This is a genomic window from Paracoccus sp. (in: a-proteobacteria), assembly GCF_035556475.1.
Taxonomy (GTDB): domain Bacteria; phylum Pseudomonadota; class Alphaproteobacteria; order Rhodobacterales; family Rhodobacteraceae; genus Paracoccus.
This window is the reverse complement of sequence record NZ_DATMFA010000088.1, coordinates 1-14416: the sequence shown is the minus strand read 5'-3', so window position 1 is coordinate 14416 and position 14416 is coordinate 1. Positions and strand designations below refer to the sequence as shown.

At 68.8% G+C, this 14416-nt stretch carries 9 protein-coding genes and 1 pseudogene; 2 read left to right on the top strand and 8 right to left on the bottom strand.

What is annotated here, in order from left to right:
* Window positions 1–43 precede the first annotated feature (43 nt).
* The 3 genes from VNQ78_RS11280 to VNQ78_RS11270 all read right to left on the bottom strand — a co-directional run bounded on the left by VNQ78_RS11280 (window position 44) and on the right by VNQ78_RS11270 (window position 5505).
* On the bottom strand, window positions 44–2350 hold the full coding sequence (locus VNQ78_RS11280) for a Tex family protein (RefSeq protein ID WP_325689712.1): 2307 nt from the start codon (window positions 2348–2350) through the stop codon (window positions 44–46).
* A 111-nt stretch (window positions 2351–2461) separates the two neighbouring features.
* Window positions 2462–3817, bottom strand: coding sequence for a sigma-54 dependent transcriptional regulator (locus VNQ78_RS11275; protein WP_325689710.1), 1356 nt, complete (start codon window positions 3815–3817; stop codon window positions 2462–2464).
* Entirely contained in the window at window positions 3814–5505 is a 1692-nt protein-coding gene (locus VNQ78_RS11270) for a sensor histidine kinase (protein WP_325689708.1), read from the bottom strand. The genes VNQ78_RS11275 and VNQ78_RS11270 overlap by 4 nt, the downstream gene beginning before the upstream one ends.
* A gap of 202 nt (window positions 5506–5707) precedes the next feature.
* Between VNQ78_RS11270 and VNQ78_RS11265 the strand changes: the two genes are divergently transcribed.
* Window positions 5708–7075 (top strand): dicarboxylate/amino acid:cation symporter, encoded by a 1368-nt coding sequence (locus VNQ78_RS11265; RefSeq protein WP_325689706.1) that lies wholly within the window; start codon window positions 5708–5710, stop codon window positions 7073–7075.
* A 91-nt stretch (window positions 7076–7166) separates the two neighbouring features.
* On the opposite strand, the gene VNQ78_RS11260 is transcribed toward VNQ78_RS11265, so the two are convergent.
* The 4 genes from VNQ78_RS11260 to ptsP all read right to left on the bottom strand — a co-directional run bounded on the left by VNQ78_RS11260 (window position 7167) and on the right by ptsP (window position 12888).
* A complete protein-coding gene (locus tag VNQ78_RS11260; RefSeq protein ID WP_325689704.1) occupies window positions 7167–7559 on the bottom strand; it encodes a hypothetical protein in 393 nt (130 codons plus the stop codon).
* A 119-nt stretch (window positions 7560–7678) separates the two neighbouring features.
* Entirely contained in the window at window positions 7679–9379 is a 1701-nt protein-coding gene (locus VNQ78_RS11255; RefSeq protein WP_325689702.1) for a fructose-specific PTS transporter subunit EIIC, read from the bottom strand.
* Between the two features lie 39 nt (window positions 9380–9418).
* Window positions 9419–10363, bottom strand: coding sequence for a 1-phosphofructokinase family hexose kinase (locus VNQ78_RS11250; RefSeq protein WP_325689701.1), 945 nt, complete (start codon window positions 10361–10363; stop codon window positions 9419–9421).
* Window positions 10363–12888 (bottom strand): phosphoenolpyruvate--protein phosphotransferase, encoded by a 2526-nt coding sequence (gene ptsP, locus VNQ78_RS11245; protein WP_325689699.1) that lies wholly within the window; start codon window positions 12886–12888, stop codon window positions 10363–10365. The genes VNQ78_RS11250 and ptsP overlap by 1 nt, the downstream gene beginning before the upstream one ends.
* Window positions 12889–13064: 176 nt before the next feature.
* On the opposite strand from ptsP, the gene VNQ78_RS11240 reads away from it, so the two are divergent.
* Window positions 13065–14042, top strand: a complete 978-nt coding sequence (locus VNQ78_RS11240; RefSeq protein ID WP_325689697.1) for a LacI family DNA-binding transcriptional regulator — start codon at window positions 13065–13067, stop codon at window positions 14040–14042.
* 7 nt (window positions 14043–14049) lie between these two features.
* Here VNQ78_RS11240 and VNQ78_RS11235 read toward each other — a convergent pair.
* Window positions 14050–14416, bottom strand: a pseudogene (locus VNQ78_RS11235) (altronate dehydratase); the annotation flags it as partial.

Sequence of the window (14416 nt, the reverse complement as noted above, 5' to 3'; positions counted from 1 at the left end):
GCGCCCCGTCGAGGGGCCGCAGGCGGCGCGGGGACATGCCCCCTCAGCCCTTGCGGAGCGCGTTGAGGAGGGCCGCGCCAAGGGCGCCCGGCTCGTCCTTCGGGGCCGGTTTCGCGGTTTTCGGGCCGCGCGCCGGCTGGGATTTCGGCCCGCGTTCGGCGGCCTGGCTGTCGCGGGCCGAGGCGCCGCCATCCTTGCGCATGGTCAGGCCGATGCGCTTTCTGGGCGCATCAACCTCGGTCACGCGGACGCGGACCACGTCGCCCACTTTCACCACCTCGTTCGGGTCTTTCACGAAGCGGTCGGCAAGCTGGCTGATATGGACCAGCCCGTCCTGATGCACGCCGATATCGACGAAGGCGCCGAAGGCCGCGACATTGGTGACGGTGCCTTCCAGCGACATGCCGGGTTTCAGATCCTTGATCTCCTCGACCCCCTCGGCAAAGCTCGCGGTGACGAAGCTGGGGCGCGGGTCGCGGCCGGGCTTTTCCAGCTCGGACAGGATGTCGCGGATCGTCGGCAGGCCGAAATTCTCGTCCACGAAAGCCTCTGCCCGGACGCCCTTCAGCGCGGCGGCATCGCCCATGATCTGGCGGATGTCGCGGCCACAGGCGGCAACGATCTTCCGCGCGACGCCGTAAGCCTCGGGGTGGACCGAGGAGGCGTCGAGCGGCTCTTTCCCGTCGCGGATGCGCAGGAAGCCCGCGCATTGCTCGAAAGCGCGGGGGCCGAGGCCCGCGACCTTCTTCAGGGCCGCGCGCGAGGCGAAGGCCCCGGTCGCGTCGCGATGGGTCACGATGTTCTGCGCCAGCGACGGCCCCAGACCCGCGACATGGGCGAGGAGCGGCGCGGAGGCGGTGTTCAGATCGACCCCGACCGCGTTCACCGCATCCTCGACCACGGCCTCCAGGGTCTTCGCCAGTTGGCGCTGGTCCACGTCATGCTGATACTGGCCGACGCCGATCGATTCCGGCGGCACCTTGACCAGTTCGGCCAGCGGATCCTGCAAGCGCCGCGCGATCGAGACCGCGCCGCGCAAGCTCACGTCAAGGTCGGGAAACTCCTTCGCGGCGAGTTCGGAGGCGGAATAGACCGAAGCCCCCGCCTCGCTGACGATGACCTTGACCGGGGCCTTCACGCCTGCGGGCAGGCGTTTCAGCACATCGGCGACCATACGCTCGGTCTCGCGGCTGGCGGTGCCGTTGCCGATCGCGATCAGCTCGATCTTGTGGCGCAGGATGGCAGCGGCAAGCGCGGCTTCCGCCCCGCGCAGGTCGTTCTTGGGCTGGAAGGGGTAAAGCGTCGCGGTCTCGACCACCTTGCCGGTCGCATCGACAGCGGCGAGCTTCACGCCGGTGCGGATGCCCGGATCAAGCCCGATGGTCGGGCGCGGACCGGCGGGCGAGGCCAGCAGCAGATCCTTGAGGTTGCGGGCAAAGACCCGGATCGCCTCGGCATGGGCGCGTTGGCGCAATTCGGTCAAGAGGTCGACATACATCGTATTCGACAGGCGCACCCGCCAAGTCCAGCCCGCGACCTTTCGCAGCCATTTGTCGCCCGGCGCGTCGCCCAACCGCCCCAGCGCCAGGGCGACGATGCCCTCGGCGCGGGCGGTGCCGTCATCGCCTTCGGGGGCGATCTCGATGGTCAGCACCTCCTCCTTGGCGGCGCGCAGGATCGCCAGCGCCCGGTGGCCGGGGATCGCGGACCATTTCTCGGCATGGTCGAAATAGTCGCTGAACTTCGCGCCTTCCTGCTCCTTGCCCGCGACGACCTTGGCCGAGATGCGGCCATCCGTCTGCATGAACTGGCGCAACCGGCCCAGCAGGTCGGCATTCTCGGACAGTTCCTCGACCAGAATGTCGCGCGCGCCGTCCAGCGCGGCTTTCAGGTCGGCGACGTTCTCGGTCAGGTAGCCCGCCGCCAGCGCCTCGGGATCGGCGGCGCGGTTGTCCTGAATGGCGCGCAGAAGCGGCTCCAGCCCGTTTTCCCGCGCGATCATCGCCTTGGTGCGGCGCTTGGGCTTGAAGGGCAGGTAAATGTCCTCGAGCGTCGCCTTGGTCTCGGCCCCGGCAACCGCGCGGGCGAGGTCGTCGGTCAGTTTCCCCTGCCCCGCGATCGATTCGAGGATCGCCTTCCGCCGCGCCTCAAGCTCGCGCAGATAGGCCAGCCGTTCCGCCAGCGTCCGCAGTTGCGTATCGTCGAGGCCGCCCGTCACCTCCTTGCGGTAGCGCGCGACGAAGGGCACGGTCGCGCCCCCGTCCAGAAGGTCGGTCGCCGCCGTGACCTGCTGGGGCGTCGCATTGATTTCACTGGCAATCCTGCGCGCAATACGGTCGGTCGCGTCCATGTCCGGGCTCCATTCTTTCAGGCTGCCGTCATATCGCGCGCCGGCCCTACGGCCAAGCGATAGCTGCGGGAAAAGCAAAAGCCTGCCGGTCGGAAGCCTGCGCGGCTGGCCCTATCCTGCGCCGGTTCCCGCCCCATTGCCGCGAAAATCGGCGGGCTTGATGCCGTGGCGCGCCAGCTTGTCGTAGAATGTCTTGCGCGGCAGCCGCAGCCGCGTCATGGCGCGGCTGGCGCTGCCCCCGACATGGCGCAGCGCCTCGCGGATCAGCCCGGCCTCGTAATCCGCGACCATGGCGGCCAGCCCCTCATCGGGATCGGCGGCGGCCTGCCCCGCAAAGGGGGAAAGGCCCAGAGCATGGGCCTCGGCAAAGCGGCGAAGCTCGCGCAGGTTTCCGGGCCAGTCATGTGCGGCAAGCCGCGCCAGCGTCGATGGCGTGACCGGCGGGGGCGCAATGTCGAGCCGCGCGCAGGCCTCAAGCAAGAAATGCCGGAAGAGGTCCGGGATGTCCTCGCGCCGCTCGGCCAGCGGCGGCAGCGTCAGAACGACGCCCGACAGCCGGTAATAAAGGTCGCCCCGGAACAGACCCTTGCGCATCCGCCCCTCCAGATCACCCCGGGACGAGGCGATGACGCGCAGGTCCAAGGGACGCGGGGCGGCGGTGCCGGGGGGCCAGATCTCCCCCGCCTCGATCAGCGCCATGAGGCGGGCTTGCAGCGCGGGCGAAAGGGCATCCACCTCGTCCAGATACAGCGTGCCGCGATGCGCCGCCAGCAACCGCCCGGCGCTGCGGCCCATCGGCCCCGAGGGATCGAGGCCGAGATATTCGGCATCGAACCGCGCCTCGTCCAGCGTCGCGCAGGCGACATGGACAAAGGCGCGCGACCGGCGCGGGCCCTGACGATGGATGGCGCGGGCGACGGTTTCCTTGCCCGACCCGCTTGGCCCCACCAGCAGCAGATCGCCCCCGGCCGAGGCGAGGCGTTCGATATTGTCGCGCAGATGCGCCATGAAGGGGCTTTGCCCGATCAGCCGCGTTTCCTCAGCCCGCGCCTGCTGGTGTTGCTGGCGCAGCGCCCGGTTCTCGATCACCAGCGCGCGGGACTGGCAGGCGCGCGCCAGCGCGGCGGCAAGCTGGTCGGCGCCCACGGGCTTGGTCAGGAAGTCATAGGCGCCGCGCTTCAGCGCCGCGACCGCCATCGGCACGTCGCCATGCCCGGTCAGCAGGATCACCGGCAGTTCCGGGTCCATCTCGTTCAGGCGGCCGAACAGCTCCAGCCCGTCCATGCCGGGCATCCGCACATCGCTAAGGATCACGCCAGGATAGTCGGGAGAAAGCCCCTCCAACGCCGCGGCGCCCGAGGTGAAAGGCTCGACCGTGAAGCCGGCCAGACGCAGGGACTGGCCCAATGCCGCCAGCAGGTCCGCGTCATCATCGACCAGCCGGACAAGGCGATCACTTTCCATCATGCGCCCCCCCGCAGTTCAAGAACGAAGCTGGCACCCCGCGCCGGCTGTGGCGAGGCGGCAGCAAGCGAGCCGCCGAAATCCCGCGCGATCTCTTGCGAGATGACCAGTCCCAAGCCCATTCCGCTGGGCTTGCTGGTCGCGAAGGGGATGAAAAGCTGGGCCAGCGCCTCGGGCGAGAGGCCGGGGCCGTTATCGGCGACGGTGATGCGCACGACGTCTCCGGTCTCGATACCAATGCGGATCAAGGGGTCGGGGCATCCCGCCAGCGCCTCCTGCGCGTTTTGCAGCAGGTTGACGAGGATCTGCTCAAGCCGCACCGCCTCGGCCATGACGCGGATCCCGGGGCCGATCTGCGGCGCCTCCAGCCGGATTCCTTGCGCGGCGCGCGGGGCCTCGGTCAAAAGCAGCGCGACATCGACCGCCTCGCGCAGCGAGACCGGCCCGACCGCGCCCGTCGCCTTGCGGGCGAAGCCGCGCAACTGGTCGGTGATGCGCCCGATCCGGTCGGCCATCCGCGCGATGCCCGAGAGGTTCGCCGCCACATCGGGGGCCTGACCCGCCGGCAGCATCGCCGCCCCGTTCTCGGCCAGCAGGCGGATGGTGGCGAGGGGCTGGTTCACCTCATGCGCGACGCCGGCGGTGATCTGACCCAAAGCCGCCAGCTTGTTGGCCTGAACCATCTCGTCCTGCAGGCGCGAGAGGCGCTTTTCGGTCGCCTGCCGCTCGCGCATCTCGTCCGAGAGGGCGCGGGTGCGCTCCTCGACCGCGCGTTCCAGATCGGCGCGGTAGCGGCGGGCCGCCTCGGCCTCGCGGGCCGCGCGTCGACGCTGGCGCAAAAGCAGCAGCGCCGGCACCGACAGCAGCGCCAGCCCGAAGCCGACCGTTCCCAGGGTCAGCAGTGCCGCATGGCGCGCCGGGCGGGCCGAGCTGGCAATCGTCATCGTCCAGTCGGTGCCCGGCACCGCGGCCCGTGCCAGCACGGCGTCGGGAACCGGCGGGGCGAGGCCAAAGCGCAGCGCCGGATTGCCCGACAGGATCACCTGCCCGGCGGCATCGGTCACATAGGTCAGCGCGGCATCCCCGGCCCAGTTCCGCTCGAGCGGGTCGAACTCGACCTTGACCACCACGACGCCCAGACCCTCGCCACCGCCGCCCGGCGCGCTCCTCACGTCATGCGAGAGGTAGAGGCCGGGGCGGTTGCTGACGGTTCCCAGCGCGAATTGCGTCGCCTCGCCTTGCAGGATGGCCTCGCTGAAATAGTCGCGGAAGCTGTAATCCTGCCCGACGAAACTGTCCGGCTCGTCCCAGTTCGAGGCGGCGATGGCCGTCCCCTGCCGGTCGAGCAGATAGATGACGGCGCTGTCGGTCTCGTCCCGCAGCCGGTCCAGCTTCTGCGAGGCGGCCAGCCTGTCGCCCGGATCGGGGCTGAGAAGCGCCTGCCGGATCATCGCGTCATCGGAAAGGACCGTCGCCACCGCCCGCTGGCGCAGCAGCACGCTTTCCAGCGCCTGCACGCGCGAGTTCAACTCGACCTCTTGCGTCATGCGCAGATCGGCCAGAGCATTGCGCTGGCCGATGTGAAACCCCGCCGCAAGCAAGGCAAGGACGGCCAGCGCCACGCCCAGCAATGGCCAGAGCATCCGCCCCGAACGCGCGACCGCGCCCTGCCCGCCTTGGTCCTGCGCCATGATTCCCTTTCGCCGCCTTTGTGTGAAAAATCACACTAGCACGTTCTTGGCGTGTGGAAAACCGCACAAAATCTGCTGCCGCCCAGCATCAAAACCACATGAAATCAGCGCATTGCAGCCATGCACCCAGCGTTTGGCCGCCACTCCGGGGGCAGATAAAAAAACCGTCACAACATGACATCGCAGGTTGGAGGAGGCCTCAATGCAAATCGACATGTCGGCGCAGCCGACCCCCCACGCATCCCGTCCTTTCTATCGCCACCTCTACGCACAGGTGCTGATCGCGATCATCGCCGGTGCGTTGATCGGGCATTTCTATCCGCAGACCGGCGAGGCGCTGAAGCCGCTTGGCGATGCGTTCATCAAGCTCGTCAAGATGATCATCGCGCCGGTCATCTTCCTGACCATCGTGACCGGGCTTGCCGGCATGGGCACGCTGAAGGGCGTCGGCTCGGTCGTCGGCAAGGCCTTCGCCTATTTCCTGACCTTCTCGACGCTGGCGCTGGTCGTCGGCCTGATCACCGCGAATGTCATCCAGCCCGGCGCGGGCATGAACATCGACCCCGCCTCGCTCGACGCCAGCAAGGTCAGCACCTATGCCGAGAAGGCGCATGAGACCTCGCTGACCGGCTTCGTCATGGACATCATCCCGACGACGCTCGCCTCGGCCTTTGTCGAGGGCAACATCCTTCAGGTGCTGTTCGTCGCGATCCTGTTCGGCATCGGCATGATCCTCGTCGGCGAGAGGGCGAAGCCCGTCGTCTCGCTCTTCGAGACGCTGAGCCATGTCGTCTTTCGCGTCGTCGACATCCTGATGAAAGCGGCCCCGATCGGTGCCTTCGGCGCCTTCGCCTTCACCATCGGGAAATACGGCATCGCCTCGGTCGTGAACCTCGCCACGCTGGTCGGCACCTTCTACCTGACCTCGGCGCTGTTCGTGATCGTGGTCCTCGGCGCGGTCTGCATGGCGAACGGTTTCTCGATCCTGCGCCTGATCGCTTACCTCAAGGCCGAGATCCTGCTGGTCCTGGGCACCTCCTCGTCCGAATCCGCCCTGCCCGCGCTGATGGAGAAGATGGAGAAGGCGGGCTGCCGCCGCTCGGTCGTGGGGCTGGTCGTGCCGACGGGCTATTCCTTCAACCTTGACGGCACCAATATCTACATGACGCTGGCGGCGCTGTTCATCGCGCAGGCGACGAATACCGACCTGACCATCTCGCAGCAGCTTCTGCTGCTGGCGGTGGCGATGCTGTCGTCGAAAGGCGCGGCGGGCGTCACCGGGGCGGGCTTCATCACACTGGCCGCGACGCTGTCGGTGGTGCCGACGGTGCCGGTCGCCGGGATGGCGCTGATCCTTGGCGTCGACCGCTTCATGTCGGAATGCCGCTCGATCACCAACTTCATCGGCAATGCCGTCGCCACCATCGTCGTCAGCCGTTGGGAAGGCGCGCTGGACCGCGAGGCGCTGGACCGCGCGCTTGCCGGCGAGGCCGAGGGCCATGTCCGTCCCGTCACCGTGCTTGAGCCGGCACCCGCCGGGCTGCGTCTGGGCGAGGCCAGCGCCGACTGATCATCGGCGCGACCCACGGGCAGCTCCTCCCCGCTGCCCACCCGGGAGAGGCCGCGACCCGCAAGGGCCGCGGCCTTTTCCATGCGCTGGACTAGTTGATCCGCAGGGGAACTATCACCAACCGGGGCGTCGGGGGCATGTCAGGCGTAAAGGCGGGCATCCGGGGCATGGCCTCTACCGACTTCGCGATACGGGCCTGAGCTTCGGGCGGGATGGCCTTGCTGGCCGCGACGACCTTGGCACTGGTGATGTTGCCATCAGGATTGATGGTAAAGCCCAGCAACGCCGTGCGCTTTCCTGCTCCGAGCCGTTCAGGCCCCTGCGCCAGCCAGCGGCCGGTCCCGTTGGCATTCAGCCGGACCTTGACCGCGCGATGCCATTCCTTCTGGTTCTTCGGGGCGGGCATACCCGAGAAAGCGGCCTGCTCGGCAACAGCCGGAACGGCGAGCAGGGTAGAAAGTGCAAGCAGGACGACACGAAGCATGATTGTTCCCTGAGGATGGTCTCAGAGGCAACCTCGCAATTCCCCGAAATCCGCGCAAGCAAAGGAAAAGCCGCCCTTTTTCCAGGACGGCTTCCTGTCACTTTCCTGATACGATCGGCTCAGGCAAGCACGGCTGTCGGCGCGGTGATGCGCTTCTTGACCAGACCGAGCGCTGCGACCGAAACGGCGGTCCCGGCCAGCATGGCGATGATAAAGCCCGGCAGGTTCACCACCGCGTTCGGGATCGGCAGCACGAAGACGCCGCCATGGGGCACCTTCAGCTCGACCCCCAGCACCATGCAGATCGCGCCCGCGACCGCAGACCCCGCGATCAGCGACGGGATCACCCGCAGGGGATCGCGCGCGGCGAAGGGGATCGCCCCCTCGGTCACGAAGGCAAGGCCAAGGACGAAGGCAGCGTTCCCCGCCTCGCGTTCCTCCAGCGTGAAGCGCGAGGGGAAGATGCGGCTCGCCACCGCCAGCGCCAGCGGGGGCGTCATGCCCGCGCACATCACCGCCGCCATCGGCTGGGTCACGTTCGAGGCGATGAGCGTGGTGCCAAAGACATAGGCCGCCTTGTTGACCGGCCCGCCCATGTCCACCGCCATCATGCCCCCGAGGATCAGGCCGAGGATCAGCGCCGAGGCGCCCTGCATCCCCTGCAGCCACGCCGTCATCGCGGCCAGCACCTGCGCAGTCGGGCCGCCGACGACGTAATACATCAGAAGGCCGGTCGCCGCCGTCCCGAGCAGCGGCAGGATCAGCACCGGCTTCAACCCCTGCAGCGTCCGGGGCAGCGGGATCGCGCGGTTCAAGGCCATGACAGCGTAGCCCGCGATGAAACCGGCAAGGATCCCGCCAAGGAAGCCCGCGCCGATGGTTCCTGCGATGACGCCTCCGGTCATGCCGGGCGCGATGCCGGGCCGGTCGGCGATGGAATAGGCAATATATCCGGCCAGCGCCGGGACCATCAGCGTGAAGGCGCCCTTCGAGCCGATCTGGAACAGCGTATGGCCCAGCGTCCCGGCATATTGGTCCTCATAGACATAGATCCCGCCCAAGGCGAAGGCGATCGCAATGAGCAACCCGCCCGCGACGACAAAGGGCAGCATGAAGCTCACGCCGGTCATCAGGTGCTTGTAGAACCCGGTCCTCTGCGCAGGGGCCTCGGTCGCCACGCCCGCGCCGCCGCCCTGAAGGGTGGCCTCGGCCAGTGCCTTGCGGATCAGCGCCGCGCCATCATTGATCGCGGGCTTGGTCGCCGACTGAAAGACGCGCTTCCCCGCAAAGCGCGACAGCTCGACCTGCCGGTCGGCAGCGATCACCACCAGATCGGCGGCGGCGATCTCCTCGGGCGTCAGCGCGTCCTGCGCCCCGACCGAGCCCTGCGTCTCGACCCGGATCTGGTAGCCCAGCGACTTCGCCCCCTCCTGCAACCCCTCGGCTGCCATGAAGGTATGGGCGATGCCGGTCGGGCAGGAGGTGATGGCGACGATCTTCAGGACCGCCTGCCCGGCGGGTGCTGCGGGCACCTCGCGCGACAGCACGCCTTCGGGGTCGGTCAGCACCTCGGCGATGCTGACGCGCAGCGGGTCATGCCCGGCAAGGGCGGTATCGTCGGGGACGTCACCGACCAGCAGCAGGCGTCCGGCGCGCCCAAGCGCCTCCGGGTCCAGCGGGTCGGTGACGCCCTCGGGCGTGCGCAGCTCGACCTCGATCCCGCGGCCCAGCGACCGGGCGGCCTTCTTCAGCGCCTCGCGGGCAAGGATCGCATGGGGGCCCATCTCGCTTGCGCCGATAATGGCAAAGGTCTGATCCATCCTGTCTCCTTCACGTCCGGGACGGCGCGCGCCCGGCAATCATCCCTGTCCGATCCCGCTCAGCCGGACCGCGGCGGCGATGGCACGCACCTCGGCCACGGGGGGCAGATGCGGGCCGGCATTCCTGAGCTTGCCGGCGGCGAATGCGGTCGCCTGCCGGGCCAGCGCGGGCAGCGAAAGCCCCTCGGCCAGCGCAGCGGTGATCCCCGCGACCATCGCATCCCCTGCCCCGACCGTGCTGCCGCGCGACAGGTCCGGCGGCCGCGCGATCACCCCGCCCTCGGCCGAGAGGAAAAGCGCCCCCTCGGTCCCAAGCGAGACGACGACCAGCTGGATACCCCGCGCCATCAACTCGCCGCCCGCGCCGACCAGCGCCGCGGGGTCCGAGAGCGGACGGCCAAGCGCCACCTCAAGCTCGTGCCGGTTCGGCTTGATGGCATAGGGCAGCGCCTCGCGCGGGGCGGCCAGCGCGCGGGCCAACGGCGCGCCGCTGACATCGAGGATCACGCGCACGCCGCGCCGCGCCAGATCGGCCACCATGCATTCGCTCAGATCCTCGGGCAGTCCCGGCGGCTGGCTGCCCGAGATGACGACAAGGTCGCCCGCCCCGGCATGGACAAGCTGGTTCGAGACCGCCTTGATATCCGCCGCCCCGCCGGTGAAGCCCGGCAGATTCACATCGGTGGTGCGGCCATCCGCCTCAAGCAGCTTGATATTGGTGCGCGTCGCGCCGGCGACGCGGATCATGTGGTCGGCAATGCCCTTGGCGGCAAAAAGCTGCTCGAAGGCCGCGGCATTGTCGCGGCCCAGAAGGCCGGTCACCACCACCTTCATCCCCCAATCTGCAAGGCAGGAGGCGACATTGACCGCCTTGCCGCCGGGATCGAGGCGGCTTGCATCGGCGCGCAGCACCTCTCCCGGCACTAGGCGGTCAAGCCGGACGGTCTGGTCGATCGCGGGGTTGAGCGCGAGGGTACGGATCATCATGCGACCTCCTCCTGGTCCTGCGTTTCGGCAAGCGCCCGGACGGCGGCGGCATCGACCGCCTCCAGCGCGCGACCGGCAAGCGCTTGCAAACCCGCCAGATCCGACTGGCGGATGCGTTCCTTGACGGCCGGAATGTCGCGCGGGGTCATCGACAGCTCATCGACGCCAAGCCCGGTCAGCAGCGCCGCGCCAAAGGGATCGCCCGCGATGCCGCCGCAGACCCCGACCCAGCGCCCATGCGGGCGCGCGCCCCGCACGGTCAGGTCGATCAGCTTCAGCACCGCCGGGTGCAGGCTGTCCGCCTCGGGCGCGAGGACCGGGTTCTGGCGGTCGATCGCCAACGTGTATTGCGTCAGGTCATTCGTCCCGATCGAGAAGAAATCGGCATGGGGCGCCAGCCGGTCGGCAAGCAGCGCCGCCGAGGGCACCTCGATCATGATGCCAAGCGGGATCTCGGGCGCGTCGAGTTCCTGCCGGATCTGCCCGCAGGTCGCGCGCAGGCGCAGCAACTCCTCGACCGAGGTGATCATCGGGAACATGACCGAGATCCGCGCCCCGTCCCGCGCCGCGCGGTAAAGCGCGCGAAGCTGCGGCACCAGCAATTCGGCCCGGCGCAGCAAAAGCCGCGCGCCGCGCACGCCAAGGAACGGGTTCTCCTCGCGCGGGAGGTCAAGATAGCTCACCTGCTTGTCGCCGCCGATATCCAGCGCGCGGATCACCAGCGGCCGGTCACCCATCGCGCGGGCCATGTCGGCATAGGCGCGATACTGGTCCTCCTCGCTGGGGCTGTCGCCGCGTTCGAGGAACAGGAACTCGGTCCGCATCAGCCCGACGCCCTCGGCCCCCTGCTCGATGGCGAAAGCCGCCTGCTCGGCCAGGTTGATATTCGCGCCGATCGCGACCTCATGCCCGTCGCGGGTGCGGGCCGGCAGGGCGCGGGCCTCGGCCGCATGGGCGCGCTTCGCCTCCTCGCCCGCGATCCAGTCCCGAGCCGAGGCGAGGTCGGCCGCGTCCGGGTTGAGATAAAGCCGCCCCGCATTGCCGTCGATGATCGCCTGCGCCCCATCGGCCAGTCGCGACAGTGCGGCACCTGCGCCCACCACGGCGGGCAGACCCAGCGTCCGGGCCAGGATCGCGGTATGCGAGGTCGGACCGCCCTGAGCCGTCACCAGCCCCGCGACCCGCCCGGCATCGAGCCCAGCGGTATCGGTCGGGGTCAGGTCATCGGCAATCAGGATCGCGCCCATGGGCATCTCGGCCGGGGCGGGTTTCGCAAGCGCAGGGTCGATCAGCGCCAGCACCCGCTGCCCGACATCGCGCAGATCGACGGCGCGCCCGGCCAGCACGGCATTCCCGACCTTCTGAAGCTGATCGGCCGTCTCGGCCACCGCCTGATGCCAGGACCAGGCAAGGCCATGCCCCTCGACCAGCTTTTGCGAGGCGAGCGTGATCAGTTGCGGATCGTCGAGCAGCGCCGATTGCGCGCGGAAGATCCCCGCATCGGCCTCGCCCAGACGACGGGCGGTGTCATCGGCCAGCGCGCGAAGCTGGTCCTGCGCGCGGGCCAGCGCCTCATGCAGGCGGTCGGCGGATTCGGAAAGCGGGGCCGCCTCGTCGGGGATCGTGACCGGTTCCGCCTCCATCCGGTGCAGCACGCCGATGGCAAGGCCGGGCGAGGCCGCGACCCCCTCGACCGCATCGGCCCCCTCGCCCTGCGGCAGCCAGCCACCGCCTGCGTGGGCGGCGCGGCGCTTTTCTTCGGCCTTCGCGGCCTCGGCCTTTTCGCGCGCGGCAAGGCCGGTCATCACCACCCGCAGCGTCGAGAGCGCATCGGCAGCATCGGCCCCTTCGGCCGAGATCGTCACCGCCTCGCCCTGCTGAATGCCGAGTTGCAGGATCGAGATCATGTTGCGGGCGTCGGCGACCTCATCCCCCTTCCTCAGCCGGATACGGGCGGCAAAGCGGCGCGCCGTCTCGGCCCATTCGGTCGCGGGGCGGGCGTGGAGACCGTTCGGATAGTCGCAGACCCATGCGAAGGATTGCGCGAAATCCCCCTGCGGCGCGGCCTCGGCGGCAACCGCTTCCTCGCCGCTCAGGGCCGAGACGATCGTAGCGGGATCGTCCGTGGTTGAGAGCACGGCCAACCGCCCCTCGTCCTGCATCAGCCGGGTCAGGCGGCGCAGGATGCCGATATGCGCGTCCGAGCGGGCGGCGATGGCCACAACCAGCGTCGCGCGCTGGTCGGCATTCCATGCCACGCCGTCGCGAACCTGGAGGACGGCGATCCCGTCGCGCAGGATCATGTCGCGATCCTCGACCATGCCATGCGGGATCGCGATGCCCTTGCCCAGATAGGTGTTCGAGGCCGCTTCGCGCCGTTCCATGCTGGCATCGAAGCCCGCGCGCACGAAACCGCCCGACACCAGCAGGGCCGAAAGCTGCCGGATCGCATCGGCCTTGTCCGTCACCCGCGCATCGAGGCGGACCAGCTCTCCGGGCAGAAGACCTGCTGCAACACTCACGCCGTTCCCTCCCATCTTCGCATTTCGCCGATTCCTAGCGCAGATGTGGAAACGTTTCCACAATATTTTCATCGTATCCCGCCCAGTCGTTTCGCAGGACAGAGAATAACCTTGCCTTTGCAGCAAATTGCCGCGATGATCCGGGCTTTCTGAACCAGCAACGTTTCCACAAAATCATGAGCATCGGCATCAAGGACGTGGCCCGCGCGGCGGGTGTGGCGCCTTCGACAGTGTCCCGCGCCCTGGGAAAAGGCCCAGTCAGCGCCGAGGTGCGCCGCAAGGTCGAGGCGGCGGTGGCCCAGACCGGCTATCGGCCAAACCTGTCCGCGCGCCGCCTGCGCTCGCAGCGATCAATGACGATCGGGCTGGTGGTCGCCGATATCCGCAATCCGTTCTTCACCCAGCTTTCCCGCGCGGTCGAGGACGAGGCCTATCGCGCCGGGATGCGGGTTTTCCTGTGCAATACCGACGAAGACCCCGCGCGCGAGCAGATGTATCTGGATCTGATGGCCGAGGAGCGCGCGGCGGGGCTGATCCTTGCGCCGACCCGCTTTCTTGCCGGGCGGGCGCTGGCGGATTTCCCGGTGCCGACGGTGCTGGTGGATCGCAGCCTGAACGGCGGGCCGCGCGATGCCGTGGTGCTGGACAATGCCGGGGCCATGCGCCTTTTGGTCGATCACCTTGTCGAGGGCGGGCGGCGGCGCATCGCTGGCCTGTTCGGCGCGACCTCCGGCACGGGGAGCGAGCGGCGCGTGGCCTATGAGGCACGGATGGCCGAGCTTGGCCTTGCCCCCATGGCCCGGACCGCCCCGCCCAATCCCGAGGGCGGGCGCGAGGCGCTGGAACGCCTGCTGGACGAGGAAGCGCCCGAGGCGCTGATCCTGTCGAACGGGCTCTTCGTCGGCGCGGCGCTGCGGCTCTGCCGCGACCGGGGCCTTGCGATCCCGCGGGACATGGCGCTGGCGGGTTTCGACGACGAGGCCTGGACCTCGCTGGTCGAGCCGGGGATTACCGTGATCCGCCAGCCGGTCGATGCCTTCGGGCGCGAGGCGATGCAGATGCTGCGCGGGCGCATCGCCACGCCCCCCCAACCCTATCGCACGGTGATCCTGACGGGAGAATTGGTCATCCGCGGATCGACCGCCCCGGCGTAAGCGGCCTTCAGGTCACGACGCCGATCTGCCAGGGCACGAATTCGTCCTGGCCATAGCCCAGCTCCTCGCTTTTCGATTTCTTGCCCGAGGCGCAGTCGATCATCATCTGGAAGATGACCTCGCCCAGTTCCTCGATCGTGGCCTCCCCCTCGATGATGCCACCGCAATTCAGGTCCATGTCGTCCTGCTGCCGCTTCCATGTCGCGGTATTGGTCGAGAATTTCAGCGAGGGCGCCGGCACGCAGCCGAAGGCCGAGCCGCGCCCGGTGGTGAAGCAGATCAGGTTCGCGCCCGAGGCCACCTGCCCCGTGGCCGAGACCGGGTCGTAGCCGGGGCTGTCCATGAAGACCATGCCATGTTCGGTCACGGGTTCC

Bases quoted from the DNA above. Each gene is read 5' to 3' on its own strand.
- VNQ78_RS11280 (WP_325689712.1), bottom strand. From the start codon at position 2,350: ATGGACGCGACCGACCGTATTGCGCGCAGGATTGCCAGTGAAATCAAT.
- VNQ78_RS11275 (WP_325689710.1), bottom strand. From the start codon at position 3,817: ATGATGGAAAGTGATCGCCTTGTCCGGCTGGTCGATGATGACGCGGAC.
- VNQ78_RS11270 (WP_325689708.1), bottom strand. From the start codon at position 5,505: ATGGCGCAGGACCAAGGCGGGCAGGGCGCGGTCGCGCGTTCGGGGCGG.
- VNQ78_RS11265 (WP_325689706.1), top strand. From the start codon at position 5,708: ATGCAAATCGACATGTCGGCGCAGCCGACCCCCCACGCATCCCGTCCT.
- VNQ78_RS11260 (WP_325689704.1), bottom strand. From the start codon at position 7,559: ATGCTTCGTGTCGTCCTGCTTGCACTTTCTACCCTGCTCGCCGTTCCG.
- VNQ78_RS11255 (WP_325689702.1), bottom strand. From the start codon at position 9,379: ATGGATCAGACCTTTGCCATTATCGGCGCAAGCGAGATGGGCCCCCAT.
- VNQ78_RS11250 (WP_325689701.1), bottom strand. From the start codon at position 10,363: ATGATCCGTACCCTCGCGCTCAACCCCGCGATCGACCAGACCGTCCGG.
- VNQ78_RS11240 (WP_325689697.1), top strand. From the start codon at position 13,065: ATGAGCATCGGCATCAAGGACGTGGCCCGCGCGGCGGGTGTGGCGCCT.